Annotated in this window: 25 protein-coding genes, 2 tRNA genes and 1 pseudogene; 17 read left to right on the top strand and 11 right to left on the bottom strand. The window is 64.8% G+C overall.

Annotated elements, in window-relative coordinates; all coding sequences use genetic code 11:
* Nucleotides 1–141: 141 nt before the first annotated feature.
* The 6 genes from Q0X68_RS01895 (at nt 142) to Q0X68_RS01870 (ending at nt 5,363) form a co-directional block, all read left to right on the top strand.
* On the top strand, nt 142–1,110 hold the full coding sequence (locus tag Q0X68_RS01895) for a LacI family DNA-binding transcriptional regulator (protein ID WP_297746746.1): 969 nt from the start codon (nt 142–144) through the stop codon (nt 1,108–1,110).
* Nucleotides 1,111–1,224: 114 nt separating this feature from the next.
* Nucleotides 1,225–1,878, top strand: coding sequence for an SIS domain-containing protein (locus Q0X68_RS01890; protein ID WP_297746743.1), 654 nt, complete (start codon nt 1,225–1,227; stop codon nt 1,876–1,878).
* Nucleotides 1,875–2,810 carry a ribokinase gene (gene rbsK / locus Q0X68_RS01885; protein WP_297746740.1) on the top strand — a complete coding sequence of 312 codons (936 nt, stop codon included), beginning with the start codon at nt 1,875–1,877 and terminating at the stop codon, nt 2,808–2,810. Before Q0X68_RS01890 ends, rbsK begins: the two co-directional genes overlap by 4 nt.
* Nucleotides 2,810–3,235, top strand: a complete 426-nt coding sequence (locus Q0X68_RS01880) for an RbsD/FucU family protein (RefSeq protein ID WP_297746737.1) — start codon at nt 2,810–2,812, stop codon at nt 3,233–3,235. The genes rbsK and Q0X68_RS01880 overlap by 1 nt, the downstream gene beginning before the upstream one ends.
* Nucleotides 3,236–3,308: 73 nt before the next feature.
* The gene (locus Q0X68_RS01875) at nt 3,309–3,851 is read left to right on the top strand and encodes an NfeD family protein (RefSeq protein ID WP_297746735.1); all 543 of its coding nucleotides are present in this window, start codon (nt 3,309–3,311) and stop codon (nt 3,849–3,851) included.
* Nucleotides 3,852–3,860: 9 nt separating this feature from the next.
* A complete protein-coding gene (locus tag Q0X68_RS01870; RefSeq protein WP_297746732.1) occupies nt 3,861–5,363 on the top strand; it encodes a flotillin family protein in 1,503 nt (500 codons plus the stop codon).
* Nucleotides 5,364–5,608: 245 nt separating this feature from the next.
* On the opposite strand, the gene Q0X68_RS01865 is transcribed toward Q0X68_RS01870, so the two are convergent.
* The 3 genes from Q0X68_RS01865 to Q0X68_RS01855 all read right to left on the bottom strand — a co-directional run bounded on the left by Q0X68_RS01865 (nt 5,609) and on the right by Q0X68_RS01855 (nt 8,233).
* The gene (locus tag Q0X68_RS01865; protein ID WP_297746729.1) at nt 5,609–6,010 is read right to left on the bottom strand and encodes a hypothetical protein; all 402 of its coding nucleotides are present in this window, start codon (nt 6,008–6,010) and stop codon (nt 5,609–5,611) included.
* Between the two features lie 493 nt (nt 6,011–6,503).
* Nucleotides 6,504–7,187, bottom strand: coding sequence for an SDR family oxidoreductase (locus Q0X68_RS01860; RefSeq protein ID WP_297746726.1), 684 nt, complete (start codon nt 7,185–7,187; stop codon nt 6,504–6,506).
* Entirely contained in the window at nt 7,184–8,233 is a 1,050-nt protein-coding gene (locus Q0X68_RS01855; protein ID WP_297746722.1) for a 3-isopropylmalate dehydrogenase, read from the bottom strand. The genes Q0X68_RS01860 and Q0X68_RS01855 overlap by 4 nt, the downstream gene beginning before the upstream one ends.
* Nucleotides 8,234–8,321: 88 nt before the next feature.
* Between Q0X68_RS01855 and Q0X68_RS01850 the strand changes: the two genes are divergently transcribed.
* From Q0X68_RS01850 to Q0X68_RS01830, 5 genes are all read left to right on the top strand, one after another.
* Nucleotides 8,322–9,053, top strand: a complete 732-nt coding sequence (locus tag Q0X68_RS01850; RefSeq protein ID WP_297746719.1) for a type 1 glutamine amidotransferase — start codon at nt 8,322–8,324, stop codon at nt 9,051–9,053.
* Nucleotides 9,054–9,057: 4 nt separating this feature from the next.
* Nucleotides 9,058–9,861, top strand: a complete 804-nt coding sequence (locus Q0X68_RS01845) for a fumarylacetoacetate hydrolase family protein (RefSeq protein WP_297746716.1) — start codon at nt 9,058–9,060, stop codon at nt 9,859–9,861.
* Nucleotides 9,858–10,787, top strand: a complete 930-nt coding sequence (locus Q0X68_RS01840) for a CPBP family intramembrane glutamic endopeptidase (protein ID WP_297746713.1) — start codon at nt 9,858–9,860, stop codon at nt 10,785–10,787. Before Q0X68_RS01845 ends, Q0X68_RS01840 begins: the two co-directional genes overlap by 4 nt.
* A gap of 61 nt (nt 10,788–10,848) precedes the next feature.
* Nucleotides 10,849–10,920 (top strand) — tRNA-Gln (locus Q0X68_RS01835).
* 26 nt (nt 10,921–10,946) lie between these two features.
* Nucleotides 10,947–11,022: transfer RNA gene (locus Q0X68_RS01830), tRNA-Glu, on the top strand.
* Nucleotides 11,023–11,073: 51 nt separating this feature from the next.
* Here Q0X68_RS01830 and Q0X68_RS01825 read toward each other — a convergent pair.
* Nucleotides 11,074–11,802 carry an IclR family transcriptional regulator gene (locus Q0X68_RS01825; RefSeq protein WP_297746710.1) on the bottom strand — a complete coding sequence of 243 codons (729 nt, stop codon included), beginning with the start codon at nt 11,800–11,802 and terminating at the stop codon, nt 11,074–11,076.
* 96 nt (nt 11,803–11,898) lie between these two features.
* Here Q0X68_RS01825 and leuC point away from each other — a divergent pair, with 96 nt between their 5' ends.
* Together leuC and leuD are read left to right on the top strand one after the other, a co-directional pair.
* Nucleotides 11,899–13,296: a 3-isopropylmalate dehydratase large subunit gene (gene leuC / locus Q0X68_RS01820; protein ID WP_297746706.1), complete on the top strand. Its 1,398-nt coding sequence runs from the start codon at nt 11,899–11,901 to the stop codon at nt 13,294–13,296.
* Nucleotides 13,297–13,309: 13 nt separating this feature from the next.
* Entirely contained in the window at nt 13,310–13,915 is a 606-nt protein-coding gene (leuD, locus tag Q0X68_RS01815; protein WP_297746703.1) for a 3-isopropylmalate dehydratase small subunit, read from the top strand.
* A 14-nt stretch (nt 13,916–13,929) separates the two neighbouring features.
* Here the strand turns inward: leuD and Q0X68_RS01810 are convergent, their stop codons facing one another.
* From Q0X68_RS01810 to Q0X68_RS01795, 4 genes are all read right to left on the bottom strand, one after another.
* Nucleotides 13,930–14,604: a DNA/RNA helicase domain-containing protein gene (locus tag Q0X68_RS01810; protein WP_297746700.1), complete on the bottom strand. Its 675-nt coding sequence runs from the start codon at nt 14,602–14,604 to the stop codon at nt 13,930–13,932.
* Nucleotides 14,601–15,095: a hypothetical protein gene (locus Q0X68_RS01805; protein WP_297746697.1), complete on the bottom strand. Its 495-nt coding sequence runs from the start codon at nt 15,093–15,095 to the stop codon at nt 14,601–14,603. Before Q0X68_RS01805 ends, Q0X68_RS01810 begins: the two co-directional genes overlap by 4 nt.
* Nucleotides 15,092–15,322, bottom strand: coding sequence for a hypothetical protein (locus Q0X68_RS01800; RefSeq protein ID WP_297746694.1), 231 nt, complete (start codon nt 15,320–15,322; stop codon nt 15,092–15,094). Before Q0X68_RS01800 ends, Q0X68_RS01805 begins: the two co-directional genes overlap by 4 nt.
* Nucleotides 15,323–15,644: 322 nt before the next feature.
* Nucleotides 15,645–16,253, bottom strand: a complete 609-nt coding sequence (locus Q0X68_RS01795) for a response regulator transcription factor (protein WP_297746691.1) — start codon at nt 16,251–16,253, stop codon at nt 15,645–15,647.
* Nucleotides 16,254–16,375: 122 nt separating this feature from the next.
* Between Q0X68_RS01795 and Q0X68_RS01790 the strand changes: the two genes are divergently transcribed.
* Genes Q0X68_RS01790 through Q0X68_RS01775 form a run of 4 tightly spaced genes read left to right on the top strand, consistent with a single transcriptional unit; the run spans nt 16,376 to nt 21,780 of the window.
* The gene (locus Q0X68_RS01790) at nt 16,376–17,614 is read left to right on the top strand and encodes an FAD-binding oxidoreductase (RefSeq protein ID WP_297746688.1); all 1,239 of its coding nucleotides are present in this window, start codon (nt 16,376–16,378) and stop codon (nt 17,612–17,614) included.
* Nucleotides 17,611–19,101: a Na+/H+ antiporter NhaC family protein gene (locus tag Q0X68_RS01785; RefSeq protein WP_297746685.1), complete on the top strand. Its 1,491-nt coding sequence runs from the start codon at nt 17,611–17,613 to the stop codon at nt 19,099–19,101. Before Q0X68_RS01790 ends, Q0X68_RS01785 begins: the two co-directional genes overlap by 4 nt.
* A 1-nt stretch (nt 19,102) precedes the next feature.
* Complete coding sequence (locus Q0X68_RS01780) at nt 19,103–20,683, top strand: amidohydrolase family protein (RefSeq protein WP_297746682.1); 1,581 nt, start codon at nt 19,103–19,105, stop codon at nt 20,681–20,683.
* Between the two features lie 14 nt (nt 20,684–20,697).
* Nucleotides 20,698–21,780, top strand: a complete 1,083-nt coding sequence (locus Q0X68_RS01775; protein ID WP_297746679.1) for a DEAD/DEAH box helicase — start codon at nt 20,698–20,700, stop codon at nt 21,778–21,780.
* A 98-nt stretch (nt 21,781–21,878) separates the two neighbouring features.
* Here the strand turns inward: Q0X68_RS01775 and Q0X68_RS01770 are convergent.
* From Q0X68_RS01770 to Q0X68_RS01760, 3 genes and pseudogenes are all read right to left on the bottom strand, one after another.
* Nucleotides 21,879–22,940, bottom strand: a pseudogene (locus Q0X68_RS01770) (transposase).
* A 247-nt stretch (nt 22,941–23,187) separates the two neighbouring features.
* Nucleotides 23,188–23,901: a GIY-YIG nuclease family protein gene (locus tag Q0X68_RS01765; protein WP_297746676.1), complete on the bottom strand. Its 714-nt coding sequence runs from the start codon at nt 23,899–23,901 to the stop codon at nt 23,188–23,190.
* Nucleotides 23,888–24,211 (bottom strand): nucleotide pyrophosphohydrolase, encoded by a 324-nt coding sequence (locus Q0X68_RS01760; RefSeq protein WP_297746674.1) that lies wholly within the window; start codon nt 24,209–24,211, stop codon nt 23,888–23,890. The genes Q0X68_RS01765 and Q0X68_RS01760 overlap by 14 nt, the downstream gene beginning before the upstream one ends.
* Nucleotides 24,212–24,236: the final 25 nt, after the last annotated feature.

The raw sequence follows: 24,236 nt of genomic DNA, 5'->3' as shown, positions 1-24,236 counted from the left end.
TTGTCGAAACAGCTCATTTTGGGCCGATTTCGCAAACGCGTGTGGATATTGGGTTACACAGCCTCGTGTACCCCGGCGGTGTGTTCACCGTTCGTGACACACTGAGCTCGTGAACGACGAGGTGAACGAGGGTGTGATCCCATGGTGCGGATGATCGACGTCGCGCAGGAAGCGGGCGTGTCAGTGGCGACCGTCTCGCGCGTGCTGAACGGCGCGAACGTGCGGCCGGAAGCCCAGGCAGCAGTGCGAAGCGCCGTCGAGAAGCTTGGATACGCCCCGAACCGTGCCGCGCGGACGCTGCGACGACGCACATCGGACGTGGTGGGCCTCATCGTCGCGGATATCGAAAACCCGTTCTTCACCACCTTCGCCAGAACCGTGGAAGACAAAGCCCACGAGCAGGGGCTCTCCATCGTGCTGTGCAACTCCGACGAGGATCCTGCCAAGGAAGCGCGGTACCTCCAAGTGGCCATCGATTCGCAGATGGCGGGAGTGATCGTCTTTCCCGCGTCCGACTCCACCGACCTGCGGCCGCTTGTGGAGCGCGGCATGGCCGTCGTCGCCGTCGACCGCGAGCTGCCGGGGGAGTACCCGTCGGTGCGGTTCAACAACCGAGAACTTGGAACAGTGGCGACGAACCACCTCGCCGAGGCGGGTTGCACACGCATCGCCTGCGTGACTGGCCCGTCGAGGCTCTCCACGGCGGAGAAGCGTGCCGAAGGGTGGCGTGAAACTCTGAAAGAGCGTGGCTACCTCGTCGACGGTGACTTGCTCATCCATGCCGACTTCCGCGTCGAAGGCGGACGCCACGCCGCGGCGCAGCTGCTCGACCTTCCAAACCCACCAGACGCCATTCTCGCGACGAATAACCTGGCCGGGGTTGGGGTGTTGAGGGAGCTCGCTGCGAGAGGGGACTCCGACACCATTGTTGGCGTCATTGGGGAGTTGCCGTTTGCGACGTCGATGTCGGGTCAAGTGCAAATCACGCCGCTACCCGTCGGTGAGTTGGCGCGCGAAGCGTGGTTGCTGCTGCAAAGCCGGATGACGTCGGGTGGCGACACTGCAAACACCGTGATTATCGACACGCCGGCACCCCAAATGTGGGGATGATTCGGCACCCAACCTTGTAGCTGTAATCGATTTCTGTCATGATTGCAGTGAGTGAGTTCTCGGCTTGCTGTATCGCTGCCGTCGAGAACTCGACGCGAACGGAAGAGGTATCACATGTCTGCACCAGCCACGAAAGCAGCCACGGGTTCGTTCGACGACGCCGTCGCCGCCGCCCAACGCGCCATCGAGATTGAGATCGCCACGCTGCAGCGGCAGATCGATCCGCTCAAGGCGGTGCTGCCGCAGCTGCTCGAACTCATCGTCGGCATGCGCGGCAGGCTCATCATGACGGGCATCGGCAAGTCGGGGCACATCGCCTCGAAGATGGCCGCCACCTTCGCGAGCACCGGCACCCCGTCGTTCTTCGTGCACAGCACGGAAGCCCTGCACGGTGACGCAGGCATGGTGACGGAGGATGACGTGGTCATCGCCATTTCCAACTCCGGCAAGACCGCGGAAGTCGTCCGCTTCGTGCAGGTGCTGAACCACCGCAACATTCCCGTCGTGGCCATCACTCGCGACGAATCCTCGCCGCTGGCCAAGGGTGCGCAGATCACCATCAAGCTGGCCATGGACACAGAAGCCGACCCGCTGGATCTGGCCCCCACCGCATCCACGACGGCAACCCTCGCGATCGGCGACGCGCTCGCTGCCGCACTCATGACCCACAGCGGCTTCACCAAGGACGACTTCGCCCTGCACCACGTCGGCGGCTCGCTCGGCCAGGCGCTGGATGCCGACGATCTCGTCCCCGGGAGCAAGGCATGAGCGACGTTTGCATCGTGGGGTCCTTCATGATGGACCTCATCGCCCGCACCCCGCGATTCCCCAAGCCGGGGGAGACCATCACCGGTTCTTCGTTCACGATGACGCCCGGTGGCAAGGGCTTCAACCAGGCCATCGCGGCGGCGCGTGCGGGTGTCTCGGTGGCGATGGTCGGACGAGTCGGCGACGACGCTTACGGCGAGGAGTTCCGCACCTGGCTGGAGCGCGAAGGAGTAGACGCGTCCGGGGTGAGCATCGACGGCGAGGTGGGCACCGGTGTCGGTTTGCCGATGGTCGACGACGAGGGGCAAAACTGCATCGTCATCATCCCGCGTTCGAACCTCGAGCTCCACGCTGAGCAGGTGCAGGAGCAAGCGGAGCAGATTCGCGCGGCGCGCGTGGTCGTGATGCAGCTGGAGGTTCCAGACGACGCGAACCAGGCCGCCGCGCAGATTGCGCACGATGCGGGCAAGACGGTGATCCTCAACCCCGCGCCCTTCCGCGAGATCCCCGTCGAGATGCTTGAGCACGTCGACCTCCTGCTGCCGAATGAGAGCGAACTCGCTCAGCTGGCCGAGTCGATCGGCATCAGCACGAAGTGCAGCATCGACGAGGTGGCGCAGGCTGTGCACGCGAAGATGAACCTGGACCTCATCGTCACGCTCGGTGAGGAGGGGGCGCTCGTCGTCGACGACGAGGGCACCCAGACGGTCCCGTCGCTCAAGGTGAAGGCCGTGAACACCGTCGGCGCCGGCGACACCTTTACTGGCAACCTCGCGGCGCTGCTCGCGCAGGGAATGCCGCTTCGCGAGGCCGCTGCGCGCGCAAACGTGGCCGCGGCGTGTTCAGTGACGCGTGTGGGCAGTGCGGATTCCGCGCCCCGGCACGACGAGCTGGACGCGTGGGTCGCGTCCCTGACAGCGGACGCACAGTAATGCTGCGGGGGATAGACCCGGCCATCAGCCCGGACTTGTTGCACATCCTCGCGCAGATGGGTCACGGCGACGAGCTCGTGATCGCCGACAGGAACTTCCCCTCCTACCGCATTGGTCAGCGCGTCGTGGATGCACGCGGCTACGACGCGCCGCAGATGGTTGCCGCCGTGTGTTCTCTGCTGCCGCTCGACGTCGCCGTCGATCAGCCGGCGCTACGGATGGCGACGACGGAGGGCCCCGACGACATCCCGCCGGTGCACGCGGACGTGATCGCTGCAGTGCAAAGCTACCTGGCCCCGGGGCAGTCGGTGGGCACCATCGAGCGTTTCTCGTTCTACGATCGCGCTGCGAAGGCATTCGCCGTCGTGGTCACCGGTGAGCAGCGCCCATTCGGCGACTTCGTACTGGTGAAGGGCGTGCTCTGAGTTCTGCCTGCACCGTCGCGTCGACGCGTTGGCCGCGTGGCCGATATCCTTGCTGAGAGAGAAGGAGACGGCCATGGCGATTTTCCTGACGGTTGGCATCGTCGGTTTGGTGATCGTCGCGGCGTCGCTGCTGTTCGGCGAGATCATCGAAGGGGTGTTTGACCTCGATTTCCTGGGCGGCGATCTCTTCTCCGTCCCCAGCCTTGCGGCGTTCCTGGGTGCCTTCGGGTTTGGGGGAGTGATCTCTCTCAGCATCGTGGACATCACGGGAATTGCCGTCGTCGTTGGCATCATCGCTGGAGTGCTGGCGGCGTGGGGTGCGACGGCGCTTACCCGTGTGTTGAAGCGAGGGGAGAACGCCGCCACGTTCCGCTCGGATTCTCTCGTCGGTGCCACTGGGCGCGTCATCACGGACATCCCGGAGTCAGGCTACGGCGAGGTGCGCATCTTCGGCACCGGAGGTTCGCGTAAGCGTTCTGCTCGGGCCGATACGGCGATCCCCGCGGGTACCGAGGTCTGGATTTCGAGTGTCCTGTCGCCCACGGCTGTCGAAGTCACCTCGGTCGAAGAACTACCACCGCCACCATCCATCGGCTCCGGCCCTCACCCTGGTTAAGGAAACACTATGCCCGAACTTCCACCGATCGTCTTGGGTATTGGCGGCGCAGTGCTGCTCGTCGTGCTCATCCTCTGGCTCATTGCGAGCCGCTACAAGGTATCTCGTCCCAACGAGGCCTACATCATTACTGGTCAGAAGGGTAAAGCAGTCACGAACCCCGAGACGGGCTTGGTCTCCACCGACCTGTCCGGCCAGAAAGTCATCATGGGTGGCGGCGTGTTCGTCATCCCGTTCGTGCAGCGTCTACACGTGCTGGACTTGTCGTCGCGCCGCATCATGGTGACGATCCGTAACGCCGTGTCCGGGCAGGGCATCAAGCTCAACGTCGACGGCGTCGCGATCGTCAAGGTTGGCGGCAATGAAGACTCCATCCGTGCCGCAGCGCAGCGCTTCCTCATGCAGCAGGAAGAGATCGAGACGTTCACGCAGGAAACCCTCGCAGGTTCGCTGCGCTCTATCGTGGGTTCGCTCACCGTCGAGCAGATCATCCGTGACCGCGCCGCCTTCGCGCAGCGGGTTGCCGACGAATCTGAGGCGTCGCTCACAGGTCAGGGCCTGGTGCTCGACACCTTCCAGATTCAGGACATCACCGACGACGGCACCTACCTCTCCGACCTCGGTCGCCCCGAGTCCGCGAGGGTTGGCCAGTTGGCTGCCATCGCCGAAGCCGACGCTCGCCGTGAGGCGGAGCAGGCGCGCATTGCCGCGTCGCAGGAGATCGCCATCTCCGAGCGCGCTCTGGTGCTGAAGGAAGCCGAGATTCAGGCCGAGACGGACGCCGCGAAGGCGCAGGCCGCGGCATCCGGCCCGCTGGCCCAAGCCGACCGTGACCAGGCCATTCTTACCGAGCAGGAGAAGGTGGCCGTGCGGCAGGCTGCGCTGAAGGAGCGCCAGCTCGACACCGAGGTGCGCAAGCCTGCGGACGCCAAGCGTTACGAGATTGAGACGGAGGCGCAGGCGAGGCGCCAGGCGTCCATCTACGAAGCGGAGGCGCGCAAGGCCGCGTCGATCGCTGATGCTGAGGCCGATGCCGAGCGTCAACGCCTCTCCGGTGAGGGCGAGCAGTCTCGTCGCCAGGCGCTCGCGACCGCCGAGGCATTCGAGGGTGCGAAGCGCGGTGAGGCTGAGAAGGCTCGGCGTATCGCGGAGGCCGAAGCTGTGCGCGCCGAGGGCGAGGCGAAGGCAGCTGCGGTTGCCGCCGTCGGTACCGCGGAAGCGGAAGCCATGGACAAGCGCGCCGAAGCCTTCGCGCACTACAACGAGGCAGCCGTGCTGCAGATGCTCATCGAGGTGCTGCCGCAGGTGGCGGAGAAGGTGGCCGCGCCGCTCAGCTCCATCGACAAGCTCACCGTCGTATCCACCGACGGTGCCTCCGCGCTGCCCAAGACGGTCAACGACAACATGTTGCAGACTGTCGAACTGGTGAAAAACACCACCGGCATCGATCTGCTGGACGTGTTGAAGCAGCGCGTTGGGAAGGCCGACGTCGTGGCAGGCGAAACCGAGTAGCCAGGCGCAGCGCTTCGATGCGCGGGTGCACCTCGAGATGGCGCTTCTAGGGGCGTAACAGTGTCGGCGGAGAAGGTTGATGTGGCAGGCGCAAGCGGCCACGGAAGGACCGTTGGTTACTGAGGCGAGGGAGCATTCGCATCGAGTTGGAGAGTTTGTTCCTGAGCCTGCGACAGCAGCTGCCCGGTGGGCTGTTGCCGTTCGCGGGGTGGTCGCATCGAGACCATGCACAAGACCATCTATCTCTAAGCCAGAGGCGGGTTGAAGCGTGAGTTGCAGACCGTGACTCGGCCTTCCTCATCCTTGGATGGTTCGACCGGAGTTTGAATCCGGTCGAAGCCACTCAGAAGACTCTCATCGAGAGGCTCGGGGCGCGCTTCCGGCATCACTGCGCGCGAGGCTGACTTGGAATCGAGGGGAAGGAGATGACCACTCATCGCAACGTGAGCGTCCCTACTGGCATTGAGGTCTACTTCGCGGCCCGGCACTTGCGCTGGTAACGAGACAGCAACGAAAACACCAACAGCCTGCTGCGTCAGTTCTTCCACAAGGGCACCGACCTCAGCCGCTACAGCCAATAAGACCTTGACTACGTCGCCGACCAATTGGACCGCCGACCCCGCAAAAGCCTCGAATACGTCACCCAACACGAAGTACTGTCAACCCACCGGTTGCGATGATCCTATGAACCTGAGCCGGGTGGCGGCCCTATGAACAGCTGGTCGGCAACGTAGCGCTCTTGGCTAGCCCTGGCGATGCTGTCGAAGCTTGCTGATCGCAAACCAGAGCGTGTAGCTGATTGTTACGAGCGCTAGCAGCAGCCATACGGCGATCAAACACCATTCTATCGTCGACGGCGCACCGCTGATTTGCAATCGATCTGCTCTGTCCATGGCTTGGTTCAACAACACTGAAAGTATGCATCCGAGTGCAATGAGGGCAGCCCAGAGGCCCAAGCCGATCTTGCGTCGTGTATCCACGGGAGCGCATCCTTTCTAGCTGGGGTTACACCCAGCGCGAACAGTTGCTGACTAGTCTACGTTTGGCTTCCCAGGGCCCATACTCCAAACCGACCTGAGTGGTAACGCAACGCGCATCAAAGTGGCAGGCGAAACCGAGTAGTCAGCCGCGGCTCGCCTGCTACGACGTGGCGACCGGGCGCACTTCGAGATATTCGATCATTGCCTCGGGCGTCGCGTCGACGGCGAGTCGGACGAGATCGGCGATGGCGCCCGGGCGAATGTACTTGTCCTGCCGGTACGGGTTGCCGTCGCGCTCCTGCATGGCGCGCTGCATGTCGGTGTCGACGCGTCCGGGGTGGATCGAGGTTACGCGAATGGTGCCGCGTTCCTCCTCGCGCAGCGCGTCGGTGAAGGCGCGCAGCGCGAACTTCGAGCCGCTGTAGAGTGCGCCGTTCGCTCGGGAGCGTATGCCCATGCCGGAGTTGATGGTGAACACATGGCCGCGGGCTTCCCGCAGCTTGGGCAGCAGCAGCGTGGTGAGCTGGGCGACGGCGAACAGATTGATCTCGAAGATCTGCCGGAAGTCGTCGCGCGTGGTCTCCGCGATGGGCTTGGACGCTTCGATGCCGGCGCTGTGGATGAGCACGTCGCAGCGCTCCACCTGCTCCGCAGCCGCGGCGAGTGCGGCGTCGTCGTTGAGGTCGGCGACGAACGGCGAGGCGTCGTCCAACTCGTCGACGACCTTCAGCACGCTCTCGGGGTTGGTGCCGCCGACGAAAATGTGGTGCGTGCGTACGAGTTCGCGGGCGATGGCTGCGCCGATGCCGCGCGAGGCTCCGGTGATGACTGCGACGGGTTTCATGCGATCCTTCCTGCGATGCGGTCGCCGACCTCGGTGGTGCGCACCGGGCCTGCTCCGCGTTCGCTGATATCTTCTGCGACGGCGGCTTGCACGCGCGCCGCTTGTTCGTGTTTGCCCAGGTGATCGAGCAGCAGTGCCATCGAGGAGATGGCTGCGGTCGGGTCGGCGATGCCCTGGCCTGCAATGTCGGGTGCCGAACCGTGGACGGGCTCAAACATGCTCGGGAATTCGCGCGACGGGTTGATATTTGCGCTGGCGGCGAGCCCGATGCCACCGGTGACGGCGGCGGCGAGGTCGGTGACGATGTCGCCGAACAGGTTGTCGGTGACGATCACGTCGAACTGCGCCGGATCCTTCACCAGCGCGATCATGGCCGCGTCGATGTGCAGATAGTTCGTCTCGACGTTGGGGAACTCCTCGCCGATCTCAGCGACGACACGGTTCCAGAGCTTGCCCGCGTTGACGAGCACGTTGTGCTTGTGGAGCAGCGTCAGCTTCCCCCGACGACGGCTGGCCCGCTCGTACGCGTCGCGCACCACGCGCTCCACACCGTAGGCGGTATTCACGCTCACTTCGGTGGCGATTTCATGCGGCGTGCCGACGCGCACCGCGCCGCCGTTGCCGCAGTACAGGCCCTCGGTGCCCTCGCGCACCACCACGAAATCGACCTGTTTGCCTTCCACCACCTCGGGTGCGAGCGGCGTCGGCACCCCCGGATAGAGGGTGGAGGGGCGCAGGTTCACGGCGTGGTCGAACGCGAAGCGCAGGCGCAGCAACAACCCGCGTTCCAGGAGCCCCGACGGGATCGCCTTCGATCCGGGAGCCGCGCCCACCGCGCCCAGCACGATCGCGTCTGCGCCGCGCAGCTCGTCGAGCACGGAGTCGGGAAGCACCTCGCCGGTGCGCTGCCAGCGCTCCGCGCCAAGGTCGTAGTGCGTGCAGTTGAATGCGTCAGGCGCTGCGGCGTGCAGCACCTTGAGTGCTTCGGTGGTCACCTCGGGGCCGATGCCGTCCCCGCCAATCACTGCGATGTTCTTGCGCGTCATGCCTGCCACACTAGCCACCGGCGCGCCGCCTGCCCACGCCGTTTCATCACCTGGGCGATCTGGCCAGCGATGGTCTACCGTTCGAGGCATGCCCAACTCTTCCCGCAGCGCATCGCCGCACATCACCGTGCTGGAACTCGACGAGCTCTGCCCGCTCGACCGGTTTGAACCCTGGCTCCGCATAGGCGCGAAGCTCGACGTGCGGCGCGTGTGGGAGCAGCTCGACGCGTTCCAGACCGAGCTCGCGGACGGCCTCATCGTCCTCGGAGGCCGAGCGAACGCCCTCGACGATGCTGCCTCGCCCTGGCTGCCGATGGTGATGCGCATGCTGCGGCGTGCGGTCGACGCGGACGTTCCCACACTCGGTATCTGCCTCGGGCACCAGATCCTCGCCCGCGAGTTCGGTGGCGAGGTGCAGGCGCCTGCTGCCGGGCGCGACGAAGAAGGCGCGGCGGAAGTTGTCTGGAGCGAGCAGGCAGTGTCGGACCCGCTGGTGGGCGAGCTCGCACGTGCCGGCGCGAGTATCGTCGCGGAATCCCACAACGACGCCGTCACACGCATCCCCGACGGCGCCTCGCTGCTTGCGTCGTCGGCGCGCTGTGCAGTGCAGGCGATGCGCATCGGCTCGGCTGTCGGTGTGCAGTTTCATCCCGAGGTGTCGCCCGAGCGTATGGAACTGTGGACGAACGGGCATGGCGGCGACGGCGCGGCGATCCGGCGCGAAATGGAGGCCGTGGATGCGCAGGTGGCGCTCGCCGGGCGGCGCTTGGCCGAGCAATTTCTCGTGGCTGTGGCTGCACGCGCCGGGACGATAGGCTGAGCCCATGCGCATTGCACGATTCACCCGCGACGGTATGGAGCCCACTTACGGCATCATCGAGTTGGCGGTCGACGACGGCGACCATCCCGACACGATCGCCTCGCTCACCGCAGACCCGCTAGCCGGGGTGCCCGTGAACTACACGGGGGAGCGGTTCCACCTCGACGACGTACGCCTGCTCTCGCCGGTGATTCCGCGTAGCAAGATCATCGGCATCGGCAAGAACTACGCCGATCACGTGCAGGAAATGGGCGGCGAGGCACCGTCGGAGTTGTTGGCATTCTTCAAGCCGAACACGACGGTGATCGGCCCAGGCGAGAGCATCATTAAGCCCGCCGGCTGCGCCGAAATGAGCTACGAGGGTGAGCTCGCGATCGTCATTGGTCGGTTCTGCAAGGAAGTGCCCGCGGAGCGCGTGAAGGATGTCATCTTCGGGTACACCATCGCCAACGATGTGACCGCCCGCGACTGGCAACGCAGCGACAATCAGTGGTGGCGCGCGAAGGGAGCCGACACGTTCCTGCCACTCGGCCCGTGGATCAACACGCACCTCAGCATTGAGGAGGCCTCGCAGCTCAGCGTCCAGACCGTCGTCGGCGACGAGCTTCGCCAAGACGGCAACACACGCGACATGATGCGCGGCATCACCGACATCGTCGTCGAGCTCACGAAGTCGATCACCCTGCTGCCGGGTGACCTCATCCTCACCGGCACCCCGGCAGGCGTCGGCGATATGCACGCCGGCGACGAGGTCAGCATCACCATCGACGGGCTCGGCACGTTGAGTAATCCGGTCGCCGACGAGTGAGTCACCCCAGCCAGGCCCCGACGCTGCTGCACCGCGGGGCACCGGAAGATCCGCCGTCCGACGTGCCTTACGCGCTCGCGCTGCAGCCTGTCGAGCCGTTCCGGGCGATGATGGGCATCCTGTTGGCGTTTTGCGGCTACGTGGTGCTGCTCCCGGTCGTGCAGCAGGTGGTGCTCTTCGTCGGCGCTCGGGCTCGTGGCGTGCACGATTTTGCGACGTATGCCAAGTGGGCGCGCGCCTATGAAATCCCGGAAGGGCTGCTCGCCGGACATCTCGCCCTGGCCTCGCTCACGCTCGTGGCGCTGGTGGTGGCGCGGTTCGTGCATGGTCGAGCGGGGGAGTGGACTTTCTCCGTGCAACCGGGCATGCGGTGGCGGTATTTGCTCGCGACGTTCCTCGTCGCGGTGGTGCTGCTGAACGCCATGCTGTGGGCGTCGTTTCTCTGGCAAGGCATGCCGCAGTTCAACTCAGGGCAGTCGAACGCGGGTTGGTTCGTGCTCGTGGTGCTGTTGTCGTCTCCACTGCAAGCACTCGCGGAGGAGGTGTTCTTCCGCGGCTACCTGTTGCAGGCGTTCGGCTCGATGGCGGGGAGGGTGTGGGTTGGCGTGGTGGCCTCGTCGCTGATCTTCGCCTTCATGCATGGGCTCCAGAATCCGGCGCTGTTTGCGCACCGGCTGGCCTTCGGATTGGTGTCTGGGGTGCTCGTGCTGTGGACGGGCGGCTTGGAAGCGGGCATCGCGGCGCACGTCGTGAACAATTTGGGGGCGTTCGGATACGCCATTTTCACTACGAGTGTGGCCGAGATTCGTGCGGTGCAGGAGATCACCTGGGCCAAGGCTGGGTGGGACATGTTGACCTTCGTACTATTCGCGCTCGTCGCCGGGTGGATAGCTCGTCGTATGCACCTCGCGACGCGGACTCCGTGATGTTGCATCGCCGCGATTTCGTCGTGTAGAGTCTGTCGACGTGCCAACGCACCAGTAACCTAGGGGTATGGGGTAATTGGCAGCCCGACTGATTCTGGTTCAGTTAGTCCAGGTTCGAGTCCTGGTACCCCTGCGGAGAAGCGATTCTCCACCTGCTTCGGCCCCGTTGTGTAGCGGTCCAGCACGCCGCCCTCTCAAGGCGGTAGCGCGGGTTCAAATCCCGTCGGGGCTACCAAGCAAAATGCCTAGCCAATCAAGTTTGGCTAGGCATTTTGCTTACTCAGGTTCAATCGCCGGTGCCAGAGCGTTTCAGCACCTCGCTCAGGCGCTCGGCGGCGGCCATGACAGCTGCGCCGTGGAGCCGGCCAGGGTAGCGGGACAGGCGCTCGATTGGCCCGGAACACGAGACTGCGGCAATGATTTTTCCCGACGGAGCCAGCACCGGGGCGGAGACGCTCGCCACCCCTGGCTCTCGCTCAGCCACCGACTGGGCCCAGCCGCGACGTCGGACGGTGTGCAGCATTGACTGGGTGAAGCTCGCACCCTCGAGAAGGGCCTGAATGCTCTCTGGGTTTTCCCACGCCAGCAGCACCTGAGCGGCAGACCCAGCCTTCATGGAGAGCTGGGCGCCGAGCGGCACGGTGTCGCGCAGGCCTTGTGGGCGTTCGACGGCGGCCACGCACACGCGCACGTCGCCCTGGCGTCGGAACAACTGCGCCGATTCGCCGGTGATGTCGCGCAGACGGGTGAGGATGGGCCCGGCGGTAGAGAGGAGAGGATCTTCCCCGGCGGAGTCGGCGAGTTCCATGAGTCGAGGGCCGAGTACGAAGCGGCCCTGAAGGTCGCGGCCCACGAATCGGTGGAATTCGAGCGCCACGGCGAGCCGGTGCGCGGTGGGGCGCGCGAGACCCGTCGCCGTTACGAGGCCCGCCAACGTGAGGGGCTGGCGTTCGAGGGCGCTCAACACGGCAGCTGCCTTGTCGAGTACGCCCACTCCACTGCTAGTTTCGTCCATATGCTGAGACTAGCTATATCAGGATACGGACTGCAAGTTTGCGCCGCCTACCGTTAAGTAACAGTAGTGGTGTACGCGTTATCGGAAGGTGATTTCATGGGCAAGACTCTCAGCCAGAAGGTGTGGGACGCGCATGTCGCGCGTTCCGTCGATGACGAGCCAGATCTGCTCTACATCGACCTTCACCTGGTGCACGAAGTGACCAGCCCCCAGGCATTCGAGGGGCTTCGCCTTGCTGGGCGCAAGGTGCGACGTCCCGACCTCACGCTCGCCACTGAAGATCACAACACGCCCACGGTGGACATCCTCAAACCCATCGCGGATCCGACGAGCCGCACCCAGGTTGAGACGTTGCGGCGCAATGCGGAGGACTTCGGCGTCCGGCTCCATTCGTTGGGGGACAAAGATCAGGGCATCGTCCACGTCGTCGGGCCTCAGCTTGGGCTCACGCAGCCGGGCATGACGATCGTGTGCGGCGACTCGCACACGTCGACGCATGGCGCGTTCGGGGCGCTCGCATTCGGGATCGGCACGTCGGAAGTGGAGCACGTGCTCGCCACCCAGACGCTGCCGCAGAAGGCACTCAAGACGATGGCCGTGAACATCGACGGAGAGCTCCCCGATGGGGTCACCGCGAAAGACATTGTGCTCGCGCTCATCGCGAAGGTGGGCACCGGCGGTGGTCAGGGGTACATCGTCGAGTATCGAGGTTCGACGATCGAGTCGCTGTCCATGGAAGGGCGGATGACGATCTGCAACATGTCGATCGAGTGGGGCGCGAAGGCGGGCATGATCGCGCCCGATGAGACGACGTTCGAGTACATCGCGGGCCGCCCCCACGCCCCTGAGGGCGCGGAGTGGGATGCGGCCGTCGAGTATTGGAAGAGCCTGCGCACTGACGACGACGCCGAATTTGACCGCGAGATTCACATCGACGCCACCAAGCTCACGCCGTTTGTCACCTGGGGAACCAACCCCGGGCAAGGCGTGGAGCTCGGGGGAGCGGTGCCGTCGCCGGAGGACTTCAAGTCCGAGATCGACAAGACGACGGTGCGCCGCGCCCTCGATTACATGGACCTCACGCCCGGTATGAAGATGCGCGACATCAAGGTCGACACCGTCTTTCTCGGTTCCTGCACCAACGGGCGCATCGAGGATCTTCGTCTGGCTGCCGAAGTGCTGAAGGGGCGGAAGATCAGCGACGACGTGCGCATGCTCGTCGTTCCCGGCTCTGCGCGCGTGCGTCTGCAGGCCGAAGAGGAAGGGCTCGACAAGATCTTCCTTGAGTTCGGCGCGGAGTGGCGTGCCGCAGGCTGCTCGATGTGCCTGGGCATGAATCCCGACCAGCTCGCCCCGGGGGAGCGCTCCGCATCCACGTCGAACCGAAACTTCGAGGGCCGCCAGGGCAAGGGCGGACGCACGCACCTCGTGTCGCCAGCTGTCGCCGCGGCCACCGCAGTGACGGGCCACCTGTCCTCGCCAGCCGATCTCTGAGAAGGAAACACCCATGGACAAGTTCTCTACCCACATCGGCGTCCCCGTTCCGCTGCGCCGCAGCAACGTCGATACCGACCAAATCATCCCGGCCGTCTACCTGAAGCGCATCACCCGTACCGGCTTCGAGGACGGGCTGTTCGCCGCGTGGCGCGACGACCCCGACTTCGTCCTGAACCAGGAGGCGTTCAAAAACGGCACCATCCTGATCCCAGGACCAGACTTCGGCACCGGCTCGTCGCGTGAGCACGCCGTATGGGCGTTGCAGAACTACGGCTTCAAGGTGATCATCGGCTCCCGCTTCGGCGACATCTTCCGAAACAACGCGGGCAAAGCCGGGCTCGTCGTCGGCGTCGTCCCTGAGGAGACTGTGCAGGATCTGTGGAGCTGGATTGAAGCCAACCCGGGCGCCACGATCGAGGTGAGCCTCGTCGACCGCACACTCACCGTCGGCGATGAGGTGATCGAGTTCGAGATCGACGACTTCACGCGCTACCGCCTCATGGAGGGGCTCGATGACATCTCGATGACCCTCCAACACGACGCAGACATCGCGGCATATGAGGAACGTCGGCCGGCGTTCAAGCCCGCGACGCTTCCTGCCAAGGTGGTCGACTGACGCGGGCTTATGGCTCAGAGTGTGGGCAGGAACTTGCCGATGTATTGCTGTAAGCCCAGATCAACCGCGTGGATGAATGTGCCTTTGATGCCACGGGTCAGTAACACCGTGTAGATGTTGGTGATGTACCGAAACAGCATGTCGTCAGTTGTTTCGACACCGGCCATGGTGTTGTTGCGTTTGCCTGCGACGTCGAAGTAGCTGTTTCTATCGATGAAGAGTTGCTTCGTGTCCGCGTCGTAGCGCAAATCACGTCCGATGATGACGCCCGCGTAGTTGAGGTCATAGCCCTGAATGGTGTGAATAGAGCCGGCTTCATTCACAGACGTTGGGGAATTCACCCAATCAACCGGGGTTGTGTTCCACTGCCATGTTGCGCCGGGGCCGAGATCGATATCGAACTTGGTGTTGTCTTTCTTGCTGATCCATGGCCAGGCATAACCTGCAACTACTCTCGCTAGGCCGGCTTCCCTCTCTTTCTGGGTGATGAGTTGTTGGAGCTGAGCCGGATCATCAACGAGACCCACTTCGTAGTCTCCGAAATCTAGGCGTTGCGGCGGGGGAGTGTGTGAAAGAACCTGCCGGACGTAGTCGATGTAATCGGTGAATGAGAGCGACTGGGTCCGGGAGCCGGCCATGCCCACGCGGATCGCGGGATTGGTCATGGAGTACGTGGTGGTGAAACTCATGCGATCACCTCGAACCACATCTCCGAGCCGTCGTCGAGCTGGTGCACGTCCAAGAACCGGCTCCCGTCGACGTGCATGCAGCATGACCGCGAGCGCAGGCCCAGCTCACGCAGCACGGGGTACTCGTCCGCTGCATGTAGGACCCTGCGAGGCGAATCCGCCGTCCTCTTGCCCGAGTCGACGATGATCTCCACGGCCGTCGTCGCGAGGTACATGTGGAACCGGGACCGATCGGCCCGGCCGATCTGATGCAGCGCATGGGCCATGAGCCGGTGCGCGTCGGGGGAGAGGAACGCCCCCCGCATCGCTTGGTCGATCGTGCGGATGACCTCGTCGTGGCGATCCCTCCGCATCAGATGCGTGACGCGCCCGTGCCAGTCTTTGCGGCCACTGAACGTGTCGTCGGCCTTGGTTACGTCGTGCAGTTCCCGCAGCGTGATGGCGGCGGGCAAGTCGAGGTAATTACTGAAAGCAGTGCCGACGCGCGTCATCGGGGCCTCGATCCGTCGTTGTACTCGCCCCAGAACCGCGACGCGGCGGCGCTCTCCTCGGTGGCGTTGTAGTCCTCACCGGTCGCGACCATGCGGGAAGCTGCGGAGACGGTGCCCTCGTTGGCCGAGGCCAGCATGTGGTGCCAGTGCCGCAGGATGTACTGGTGGTGGCCGGCGAGCGCTGCGGCCGTGTCGGACTCTCCGTCACGAGGGACGAAGACGAGCATCGCCAGTACTGCGGCGATCAGGATGATGAAGCGCTTGCGCTTGAACCACGGCTTCCTCGGCGTGGGCGCCGAGGGCGCGTAGGGCGTTGGGCCGCACGTCGGAGGCTGTTGGGCAGGACCGACGCTGGGCGCGCCGGATCAACGCGCGGACGGGTGTTGTGTCACGGTTATCCCCTGGTTTCGACCCGGCCGTCCCGGGATTCGGGATGGCCACGACGGGCGGTGGCTGGAATCCCAGCACGTCGTCCAACGTGATTCCAAGGTAGAAGTCACCTCTGACAAATTTCGTACACCGCGACTCGGAGCGGTGGTGACGCTTCGATCAGGAGAGCAGCTCGCGCCGCGACGTCACGCCCAGCTTGCGCAGGACATTGCGCGCGTGGGTCTTCACCGTCGTCATCTCGATAGACAGCGCCTCCGCCATCTGCGCGTTGGTCAGCCCGTCGGCCATGAGTGCGAGGATCTCTCGTTCCCGTTCCGTGAAGGTCTCACGCGTCGCGACCAGTTCGGGTTTCGTGGCACCGGACTCCAGGTAGATGATCGGCTCGCTATGGCCTGCCCCGCGAATCGCCGCCGTCATGACGTCAGCCGGGGCCGACTTGTAGATGATCGCGTCGGCGCCGGCCAGCAGCGCGAGGATCACGTCGATCTCACGTGCGAACGACGTGAAGATCACGACGGCGCAGCCGCCACGCTGCTTCAACTCACGGCACAGCGAGATGCCCCGTCGGGCACCCGAGATCCGAAGGGGGAGGACCGCGACGGTGGGTTCCACGGTCATAGCGGTCGGCACGACGTCCTGCCCCCGCTCGACGGCGGCCACCAGCTCCATGTCCGCCTCCTTCCCGAGCATCGCCTGCAATCCTTCGAGGACGACAGGGTGGTCCTCGGCGATGAGGACTCGGATGGGAGCCGGAACGGGTCGGAGCATAACCAGCATTGTCCCCCATCAAGTGGCAATGGGGACGATTGTCCGACCAGCGCACAACCTTTGGACAAGTTCCTCCCCAAGGGATGAGGTCACGGGCACCATTTCGCGCATAGTCTCCTCGAATGCTTCGACACAATGCCTTGGAAGCCGACTGCCTCGTCGTCGGCGCCGGCGTCGTGGGCGCCAGCATCGCCCAACAGCTCGCCCGCGCCGGCCGCGACGTCGTTGTCGTGGACGCGGCCGACGACATCGGCGGCGGCTGTTCCTACGCCAATGCCGGCATCCTCGCGCCCGACCACGTCGGACCGCTCGCCACTCCTGCGCTCCTGCTGGAAGCACCCCAGCAGATGCTGCGTCGCCCGCCTGCGGTCACCGTCGGGCTGGACCCCTCGCTGGTTCCCTTCCTCACCAGTCTGATGTTGTCGGCAGCCCCGGCGCGCGCTAAGCGCGGTTCCGAACGGTTGCGCCAATTGGCATGGACCAGCGTTCGCATGCACCAGGAGCTCGCGGACGCGGGGCTCTCGCCGCACCTCACGAAGACGGGCGCGCTCAACATCTACACCACGCACCAGAGCCCGCGGCCCGGACTGATCGACGGCGACGCAGTCAGCGAGCTCGAGCCTGCAGTGGTCGGCGCGTGCGCTGGCACGGTCGAGCAGGAGGAGTGGACGCTCGGACCGCGCGGCTACATCAAGGCCATGCTCGACGACGCCGCACGCCACGGCGCTGATCTGCGACAGTCGACGCGCGTGACGAAGCTCGCGAGCGACGGCGGCCGCGTGGTCGAGGCTCACACCGAGCAGCACATCATCCGGGCTGACCACGTCATCCTCGCGACTGGTCTTGGCGGGATCGCGCTGGCCGCGCAGGTGGGGATCCGGCTGCCCATCCGCGGCGGTCGTGGCTACATCGTCGACCTGGAAGTGCCCGACGGCGCACCGCGCATGCCCGTCCGATTCCAACACCACCGCGTCGTCGTGACGCCGATCCTGGACCGTGTTCGCGTCGCCGGGGCGCTGGAGTTCGGCGACGAGTCAAGGCCGAAGGACCTCAGCCGTGCCGACGACCTCCTGGAGGTCGCCGCGCGCCACATGCCGGTCCTCGGGTCCGCCAAGGTCATCGAGCGCTGGGCAGGCGACCGTCCGTGCTCGAGCGACGGACTGCCCATCATCGGCACGTCGTCGGCATTGCCCAATCTCCACGTCGCAGCAGGGCACGGCATGTGGGGAATGATCCTCGCACCCGTGACCGCCGACATCATCCGCGACGCCGTGATCACCGGCGACGCAAACCCGACGGGGCGCTGGCTGGGGCCTGACCGGTTCCAGCGACGCCTCCTGCCAGGAAGGAACCAATCATGAGCATGCACGAGACCGCGAAGGTCGACGAGCGAACGCTCCCCACAGACGACAAGGACACGCAAGCTGGTGACTCCGAGGACAGCAACGCCTACGGTGTCGAGCTCAGCAAGGGCCGCCAGACCCTGCTGTGGGTGCTCGCCGCCATCGGCATCGGGCTGTCCCTCTACGCAGGCTTCACCACCGGCGAAGGGCCAACCCTGTGGGGCCTGTTGCCGATCATCCTCTACGCAGTGCTGTCGCTGCTCGGCATGGACATCGTCGTCGCCACCGTGATCGCGATCGCCTCCGGCGTGACCATCGCAGGGCTGGGGCCAGCCGAGATCGGCAAGGTACTCGGCGATTCGATGGCAGATCTGATCACCGTCATCGGCCTCATCATCATGCTGGGCGCCGGCGTGGGCGAGATCCTCAAGGTCACGGGAGTGGCAAAGACGATCGTCCGTGGCGTGATGCGCGTCTTCGGCGACAAGCGACGCTGGGCCATCGCCTACGGCATCATGACCTCCTGCGTCGTGCTGGTTGCGAGCCTCGGCACCCTCGCCGGTGCCATCGCGATCGCCTCGCCCATCCTCCTGCCCATTGCGGCACGGATGAAGTTCACGAAGTCCGCCACCGCTATGATGATGTTCATCGGCGGCGCCTCGGGCCTCGCCGTCGCCCCCTTCGCGGGCTCCAATGTCGCAATCATGGAGGCCGCCAACGTCTCCTATCTGCAGTATCTGCAGTACGGCGCCGGGCCCATCGCAATCCTCTCCATGCTGCTGGGGTACCCGGTCGTGCTGTTCATCCAGCGACTGTCCGCCAAGCACGACGACTACTACACTGACGCGGAGATCGGGCTGGCAGACGACGTCGAGATCCCGAAGAACGCCGGCCGCTCGACTGCGGTGTTCCTCCTCGCGCTCGTTGCCTCCGTCGTCTACGCGACGTGGATGGAGGCCGGCACGACGTTCCCGCTGCTGGCGCTGCCATTCCTCGGCCTCGTCACCGGCCTGGCCGGCGGACTGGGCCTGACCGACATCCTCAAGCACTTCTACAAGGGCTGCGCGTCGCTGGTCAGCATCTTCATCCTGTTCTGGATGCTCGCCGCGCTGTTCATCATGATCGACACCCTCGCACCGTTCGACGTGATCCTCGAGACGTACGGCGAGGGCCTCGCCTCCGGCAGCCGGTTCCTGTTCACGATCCTGATCGCACTGCTCGGCTGGGTCGGCATCCCGGGCGCCACCGCCGCCCAGGTCGTCCTCCTCAACGAGGTGTTCGGGCCGCTCGCCACGACAATGGGTGTCTCGGCCGGCGCTTGGGTGGTTGTGCTCCTGTTCGCGTCGAAGGCGGACACCTACGGCCCCTTCCCCAATGGCAACATGATCGGCGTCATGGGCATGGCTCGCTCCAAGAATCTTCGCAACATGCTCATCGGCGGCTGGCTGCTGTTGATCCCCGCGACGATCCTGTACGCGGCAATCCTGTTCGTGGAGGCGATGTGACATGGACCTGCTGATCAAGAACGCGACGATCGTCGACGGCACTGGCAGCGAGCCGTACTTCGGTGGCCTGGCCGTCGACGGCGAGCGCATCGCCGCTGTTTGGCGCGACGGTGAGGATGCACCCACCGAGGCTGCGACCGTCATCGACGCGGGTGGGCGTGCGGTCACCCCGGGCTTCATCGACCTCCATTCGCACGCGGACTTCACCATCCACGGTGCCCCAGCGGCGGAGACGCAGCTTCATCAAGGAGTCACGACGGCGTTGGCCGGCAACTGCGGATCGACACCGTTTCCTGCCAAGTCCGTGGATGTCGTCGCGACGAACCACTCGCACCTCGATCCCCGGTTCGCGGGGGAGTGGCAGGATCTCGCCGGCTATCGCGACGTGACGAGCGGCATCGGCCCGGGCATCAACCTTGCACTCCAGGTGGGGCTGACGTCCATCCGCAGCTTCGTCGTCGGGTTCGAGGAACGACCGGCGAGCCCGCAGGAGCTCGACGCCATGCGCGACGAGATCCGGCGAGCGGCGGAGCAGGGAGCTCGAGGCTTCTCATCGGGGCTCATCTACGCTCCCGGCTCCTACTCCTCCGAGCAGGAAATGCGGGCGCTCGTCGGCGCGGCAGCCGAGGCAGGGCTGCTGTACTCCACGCACATGCGCAACGAGACCGGCGCCGTGCTCGAGGCGGTTGATGAGGCGCTCGGCGTGGCCGAGGCGACCGGTGCGCGACTCGAGATCTCCCACCTGAAGGCCATGGGGCCGGAGAACCACGGCAAGCCCCGACAAGCGCTCGAGATGATCGAGGCGGCCCGCGAGCGGGGCGTGGACGTCATGGCCGACGTATATCCCTACACCGCATCCAGCACGACGTTGACGTCGCGGTTGCCCGGCTGGGCGCTGTCCGGCGGCAAGCCAGCCCTGCTCGAACGGCTGCGGGACGCGAGCGTGCGCCGCGAGATCGCCACGACACTCGCTGCGCGGTTCGGTCGCGACGTCGACCCGGCCGGTGTCGTCATCGCCGAACTTGGCCGTCCGACGAGTGACACTTCGATGGGCTGGACCGTCGGAATGTCGCTGGTCGACATCGCCGAGCACGACGACTGCACCCCTGAGGAAGCCGCCATGCGCGTGCTGGGGGCGCACAGCGCCACCGTCGCCATCGTCAACCACGCCATGAGTGAGGACGACGTGCGCACGGTGCTCGCCCACCCACTGGTCTCCGTCGCCAGTGACGGCTGGGTGCTCACCACGGAAGGTGCCGGTCGGCCACACCCCCGCTCCTTCGGCACGTTCGTGCGCGTCTTGGAACGCTACGTCCGAGACGAGGGACTCCTGACGTTGCAGGAAGCAATCCGCAAGATGACGTCTCTGCCGGCGTCACGATTGGGCCTCGACGACAGGGGCGTGCTGGACGTCGGCAACATCGCTGACGTGGTCGTCCTCGACGCCGCCAACGTCCGCGAGCATGCCACCTTCGAGGACCCGAAGCAGCTCGCGACGGGGGTTTCGCACGTCATCCTCGGCGGGGGGTTGGCGCTCGTCGACGGCGAGGTGACGCCCGATCGGTTCGGACGCATCCTCTGAGACAGGGGTGGGCCATGATTCGAGGTTCCGGCGTCGACGCTGCTACTGTCGAAGACAATGGCCCGCCCAGTCTTGCCTCGGGTCGCCTGCTAGACCTGATGGGCCAGGGAATCGTGGATCTGTCCGCGATCGACATCACCGTCGTCGACGAGGCCGACCACATAGCGGACATGGGCTTCCTGCCCGGCGTGCGTCGCATCGTCAAGGCGACGCCCGAGCGCGGCCAGCGCATGCTGTTCTCTGCGACGCTGGACGCCGGCGTGGCCACCCTCGCGAGCGAGTTCCTGCACGATCCGGTCAAGCACGAGGCAGACTCCGAGCTGTCGCCCGTCGGGACGATGAAGCACCATGTGCTGCGGATCGCACCCGACCAGCGCACCAACGTGCTGGCACAGCTCTCGGCCGCACCCGGCAACACCATCATCCTCACCCGCACCAAGCACGGCGCGAAGAAGCTCGCCAAGCAGCTCATAGGCATGGGCATCGCCGCCGTCGACCTGCACGGCAACCTCAGCCAGAACGCGCGGACACGCAACATGGAGGCCTTCCACGGCGGTCGCGTCTCGACGCTGGTGGCGACCGACATCGCAGCCCGTGGCATCCACGTCGACGATGTCGCACTCGTGATCCACGCCGACCCGCCGGCCGAGCACAAGACGTACCTGCACCGATCGGGCCGTACCGACCGCGCGGGTGCCTCGGGCACCGTCGTGACGCTCGAGACCCCGGCGCAGCGCGGCGAGGTCCGTACCTTGCTGCGTCAGGCCAAGATCTCCGCGACGTTCAACGAAGCCACATCCTCCAGCTCGATCCTCGCCGAGCTCGCCCCGGGCGAGCGCGTCTTCTTGGCGGCGGACGAAGCGGCCGAGCGTTCGGGCATGCATCGCCCGCAGCAGCAGCCCTCGCGCCCGTCGGGTGGGGGCCGACAGCGCAATGGTCGCGACCAGGGTCGTCCGCAACAGGAGCAGCCAGCCTCCGCCGGGCGTGGGTCACGTACTCGTGGACGACGTGGTGGACGCTCAAGCGCACCACAGACGGCATCGTCGGCACCGAAGCGGTCCGTCGCGGACTTCTCCCGCAGTCAACGTTCACGCTGACACTCCAGACATGAACGAGCGCCCCGGTTCTTCGAAGTCCGGGGCGCCTGGGGTCACGGCCCCCGGTAGCGGGGGCTGATCAGCTCTTTAGTGGCTCTTCATAGAAGAGAGTGGATGAGGGGTCTGAATCCGCCGGCGTCGAGTAGGCAGCGCGCGGTGTAGTTGGTGAGGTTCCGGAAGCCTCTGGCGGTGCCGGGGAGGTGTTCTATCAGGGCGTTGGGTGCTTCGGTGGGGCCGTTGCTGGTGCCGGGGTGGTCGAAGAAGGAGGGGATGTCGTTGCGTCGTCGGTAGAGGGTTCGGCCCAGTGTGGGGATCTTCTCGAGCGCTGCTGGCATCCCGGACTTGAGTGTGTCGATGAGGGCGGTCATGATCTGTTTGCCCTCGACGGTGGTGGGAGCCCGATAGGCGTCGATGATGCGTTGGTTGGCCTCCCAGCTAACCGCGAGCGGGGTGTGGCATTCCTGGTCGAAGACGTTCAGCAGCCGGAACCACTGCTTCTTCGTCAGCAGCGCGACGCGGATCCGTGCGATGCGGCGGATCCCGTAGAGCGGGTGTCCACGACCGCCAAGAGCCGGGAAGTGCCGGTGTTGGTCCTTGTCGGGGTCAAGCCGATGACCACGGTCACGAACGTTGCGCCGAAGCGGGTGCGGCGCCACACGTGCTCGTCGACACCGATCGTGGTGACCTCGTCGAGTCGGGTGGGATCGTTGAAAAACAACTCCTCGGCGGCGGCGAGGTTCGCGTCGCTGCAGGTGCTCCACGCGACCCCGAGGATCGCGGCGATCCTGGCGATCGAGAGTCGGTCGATCACGATGTGCTTCACCGCCAACGTGACCGCGTCCCGAGACAGCTTCCCTCTGGTCGGCGCCGCCGCGCGGAGGTCGTGGCGCCACATGCGACCACATGGCCTGCATCGGTACCCGGGGGACCAGGATTTGCAGGATCGTGGGTTTCCAACCGAAGGGCACGTGCGCCAACTTCCGCACCACCGTGTCATGCCGGGCCCCGGGACCGGCGCACGTCGGGCACGGACCTGCTGGCGTTGTTGGGGCGCAGACCAGCACAGAGTGGTCCGGATGCACGATCTGATCCATGACGGTGAGTCCGAGTCGGTCGAGTCGGCAGTACGAATCCAGACATGGTGGGGTAGCGTTTCGCATCAGGGTCCCTGGGTTCTTGGGTGGTGACTAGACACCTTCATCCAAGCAACCCAGGGCCCCCTCACATCACCGCGCCACGCCCAACATCCCAGCTATCGCCGACACCATCACCGGCTGACCACCCACCCTCATCTGTGAAGAGCCCCATTGACGGGGTGAGTCCGGGGATGTTCGCGAATACAGCCTTGATGGATTTCCGCAGTGACTGTTGGGGCACGACGAGGCCTACGCGCAAACCTTCGAAGGCTTACCTGTGACCGGGTAGAAAGAACTCTGAAAACATGGTGTCGCGGTCGACGCTGTCTGCATCGCGTGCGTGTGCGAGATCCACCATGAGTTTCATCAGATAGATTCCCACGACCGTTTTCCCAGTGCCAGGTTCTCCCTGGATCACTGCCACGCTGCGAGGGTGGGTGTGACTCTGGAGGTCAGCGCTGAGTCCCTCCAAAATGTCTTCTACGGCTGCAGCTTGGTCGTGGGTGAGCGACTTGAATGGGGAAAGCTTAAAGAGTGCAGAGTTGATGATCTCCGGAATGGTGCGTTCGAACAGCCCTAGTTGTCTCAGCTCTTCGAAGATCGAGTTGAAAACCTGTCGGTAACGGGGGCGCTCATAGTAATCAGCGTCGACCACTCTGTCGTTGCGGTTGAGCACGGCTCGCGACCCATCGCCGGCTGCAAGTTTGATGAGATGAGATTCCAAGTCGAGGCAGACGGATTTGTTGAAGGTCTCATCAAGGATAACTTCTACGCCAGTCAGTGATTCTTTCTCGGACGAATCGAGATGCTGACGCATGCGGCTGCTCAGATTCAGCGTTTCGCCGATGTACACCTGCCCATTGCAGCGATGCGCCCCATCATGTAGTACATACACCGCAGGCCAATTGCTGAGTTTCTGTTCTCGAACTGGATCTGCGCGCCACGTGTCGTCGAAGCTGAAGCGGCGAATGCTAAAGCTGGTCATACTTGTCCGATCTTCCGTACGCCTTATCCACGGGGTATTTCTGGTCTGTGATGGCGAGCTTTTCCAGCACAAGCTCGCCCGGATCCTCAGAGAGAGCATCGGCTAGTTGATAGGCGTAGGAAAGCACGTCAGCGAGTTCCAATCGGATTGCGGAGTAATCGCTTGGGGCTCTCCACTGGAAACACTCGAGCAGTTCTCCCGCCTCGATCGCAATGGATTTTGCCAAGTTCTCAGGGCTATGAAACTGGTTCCCGTCTCGAGCAGCGTTGAATGCGCGAAGCTGTTCGAGGACCTCATCGTTCTTCACCACATCTGTAGGTCATCGCGTGCGAATC

Source organism: uncultured Tessaracoccus sp. (assembly GCF_947286155.1).
Lineage (GTDB): Bacteria > Actinomycetota > Actinomycetes > Propionibacteriales > Propionibacteriaceae > Arachnia.
This window is presented reverse-complemented; position numbering and strand designations above follow the sequence as displayed.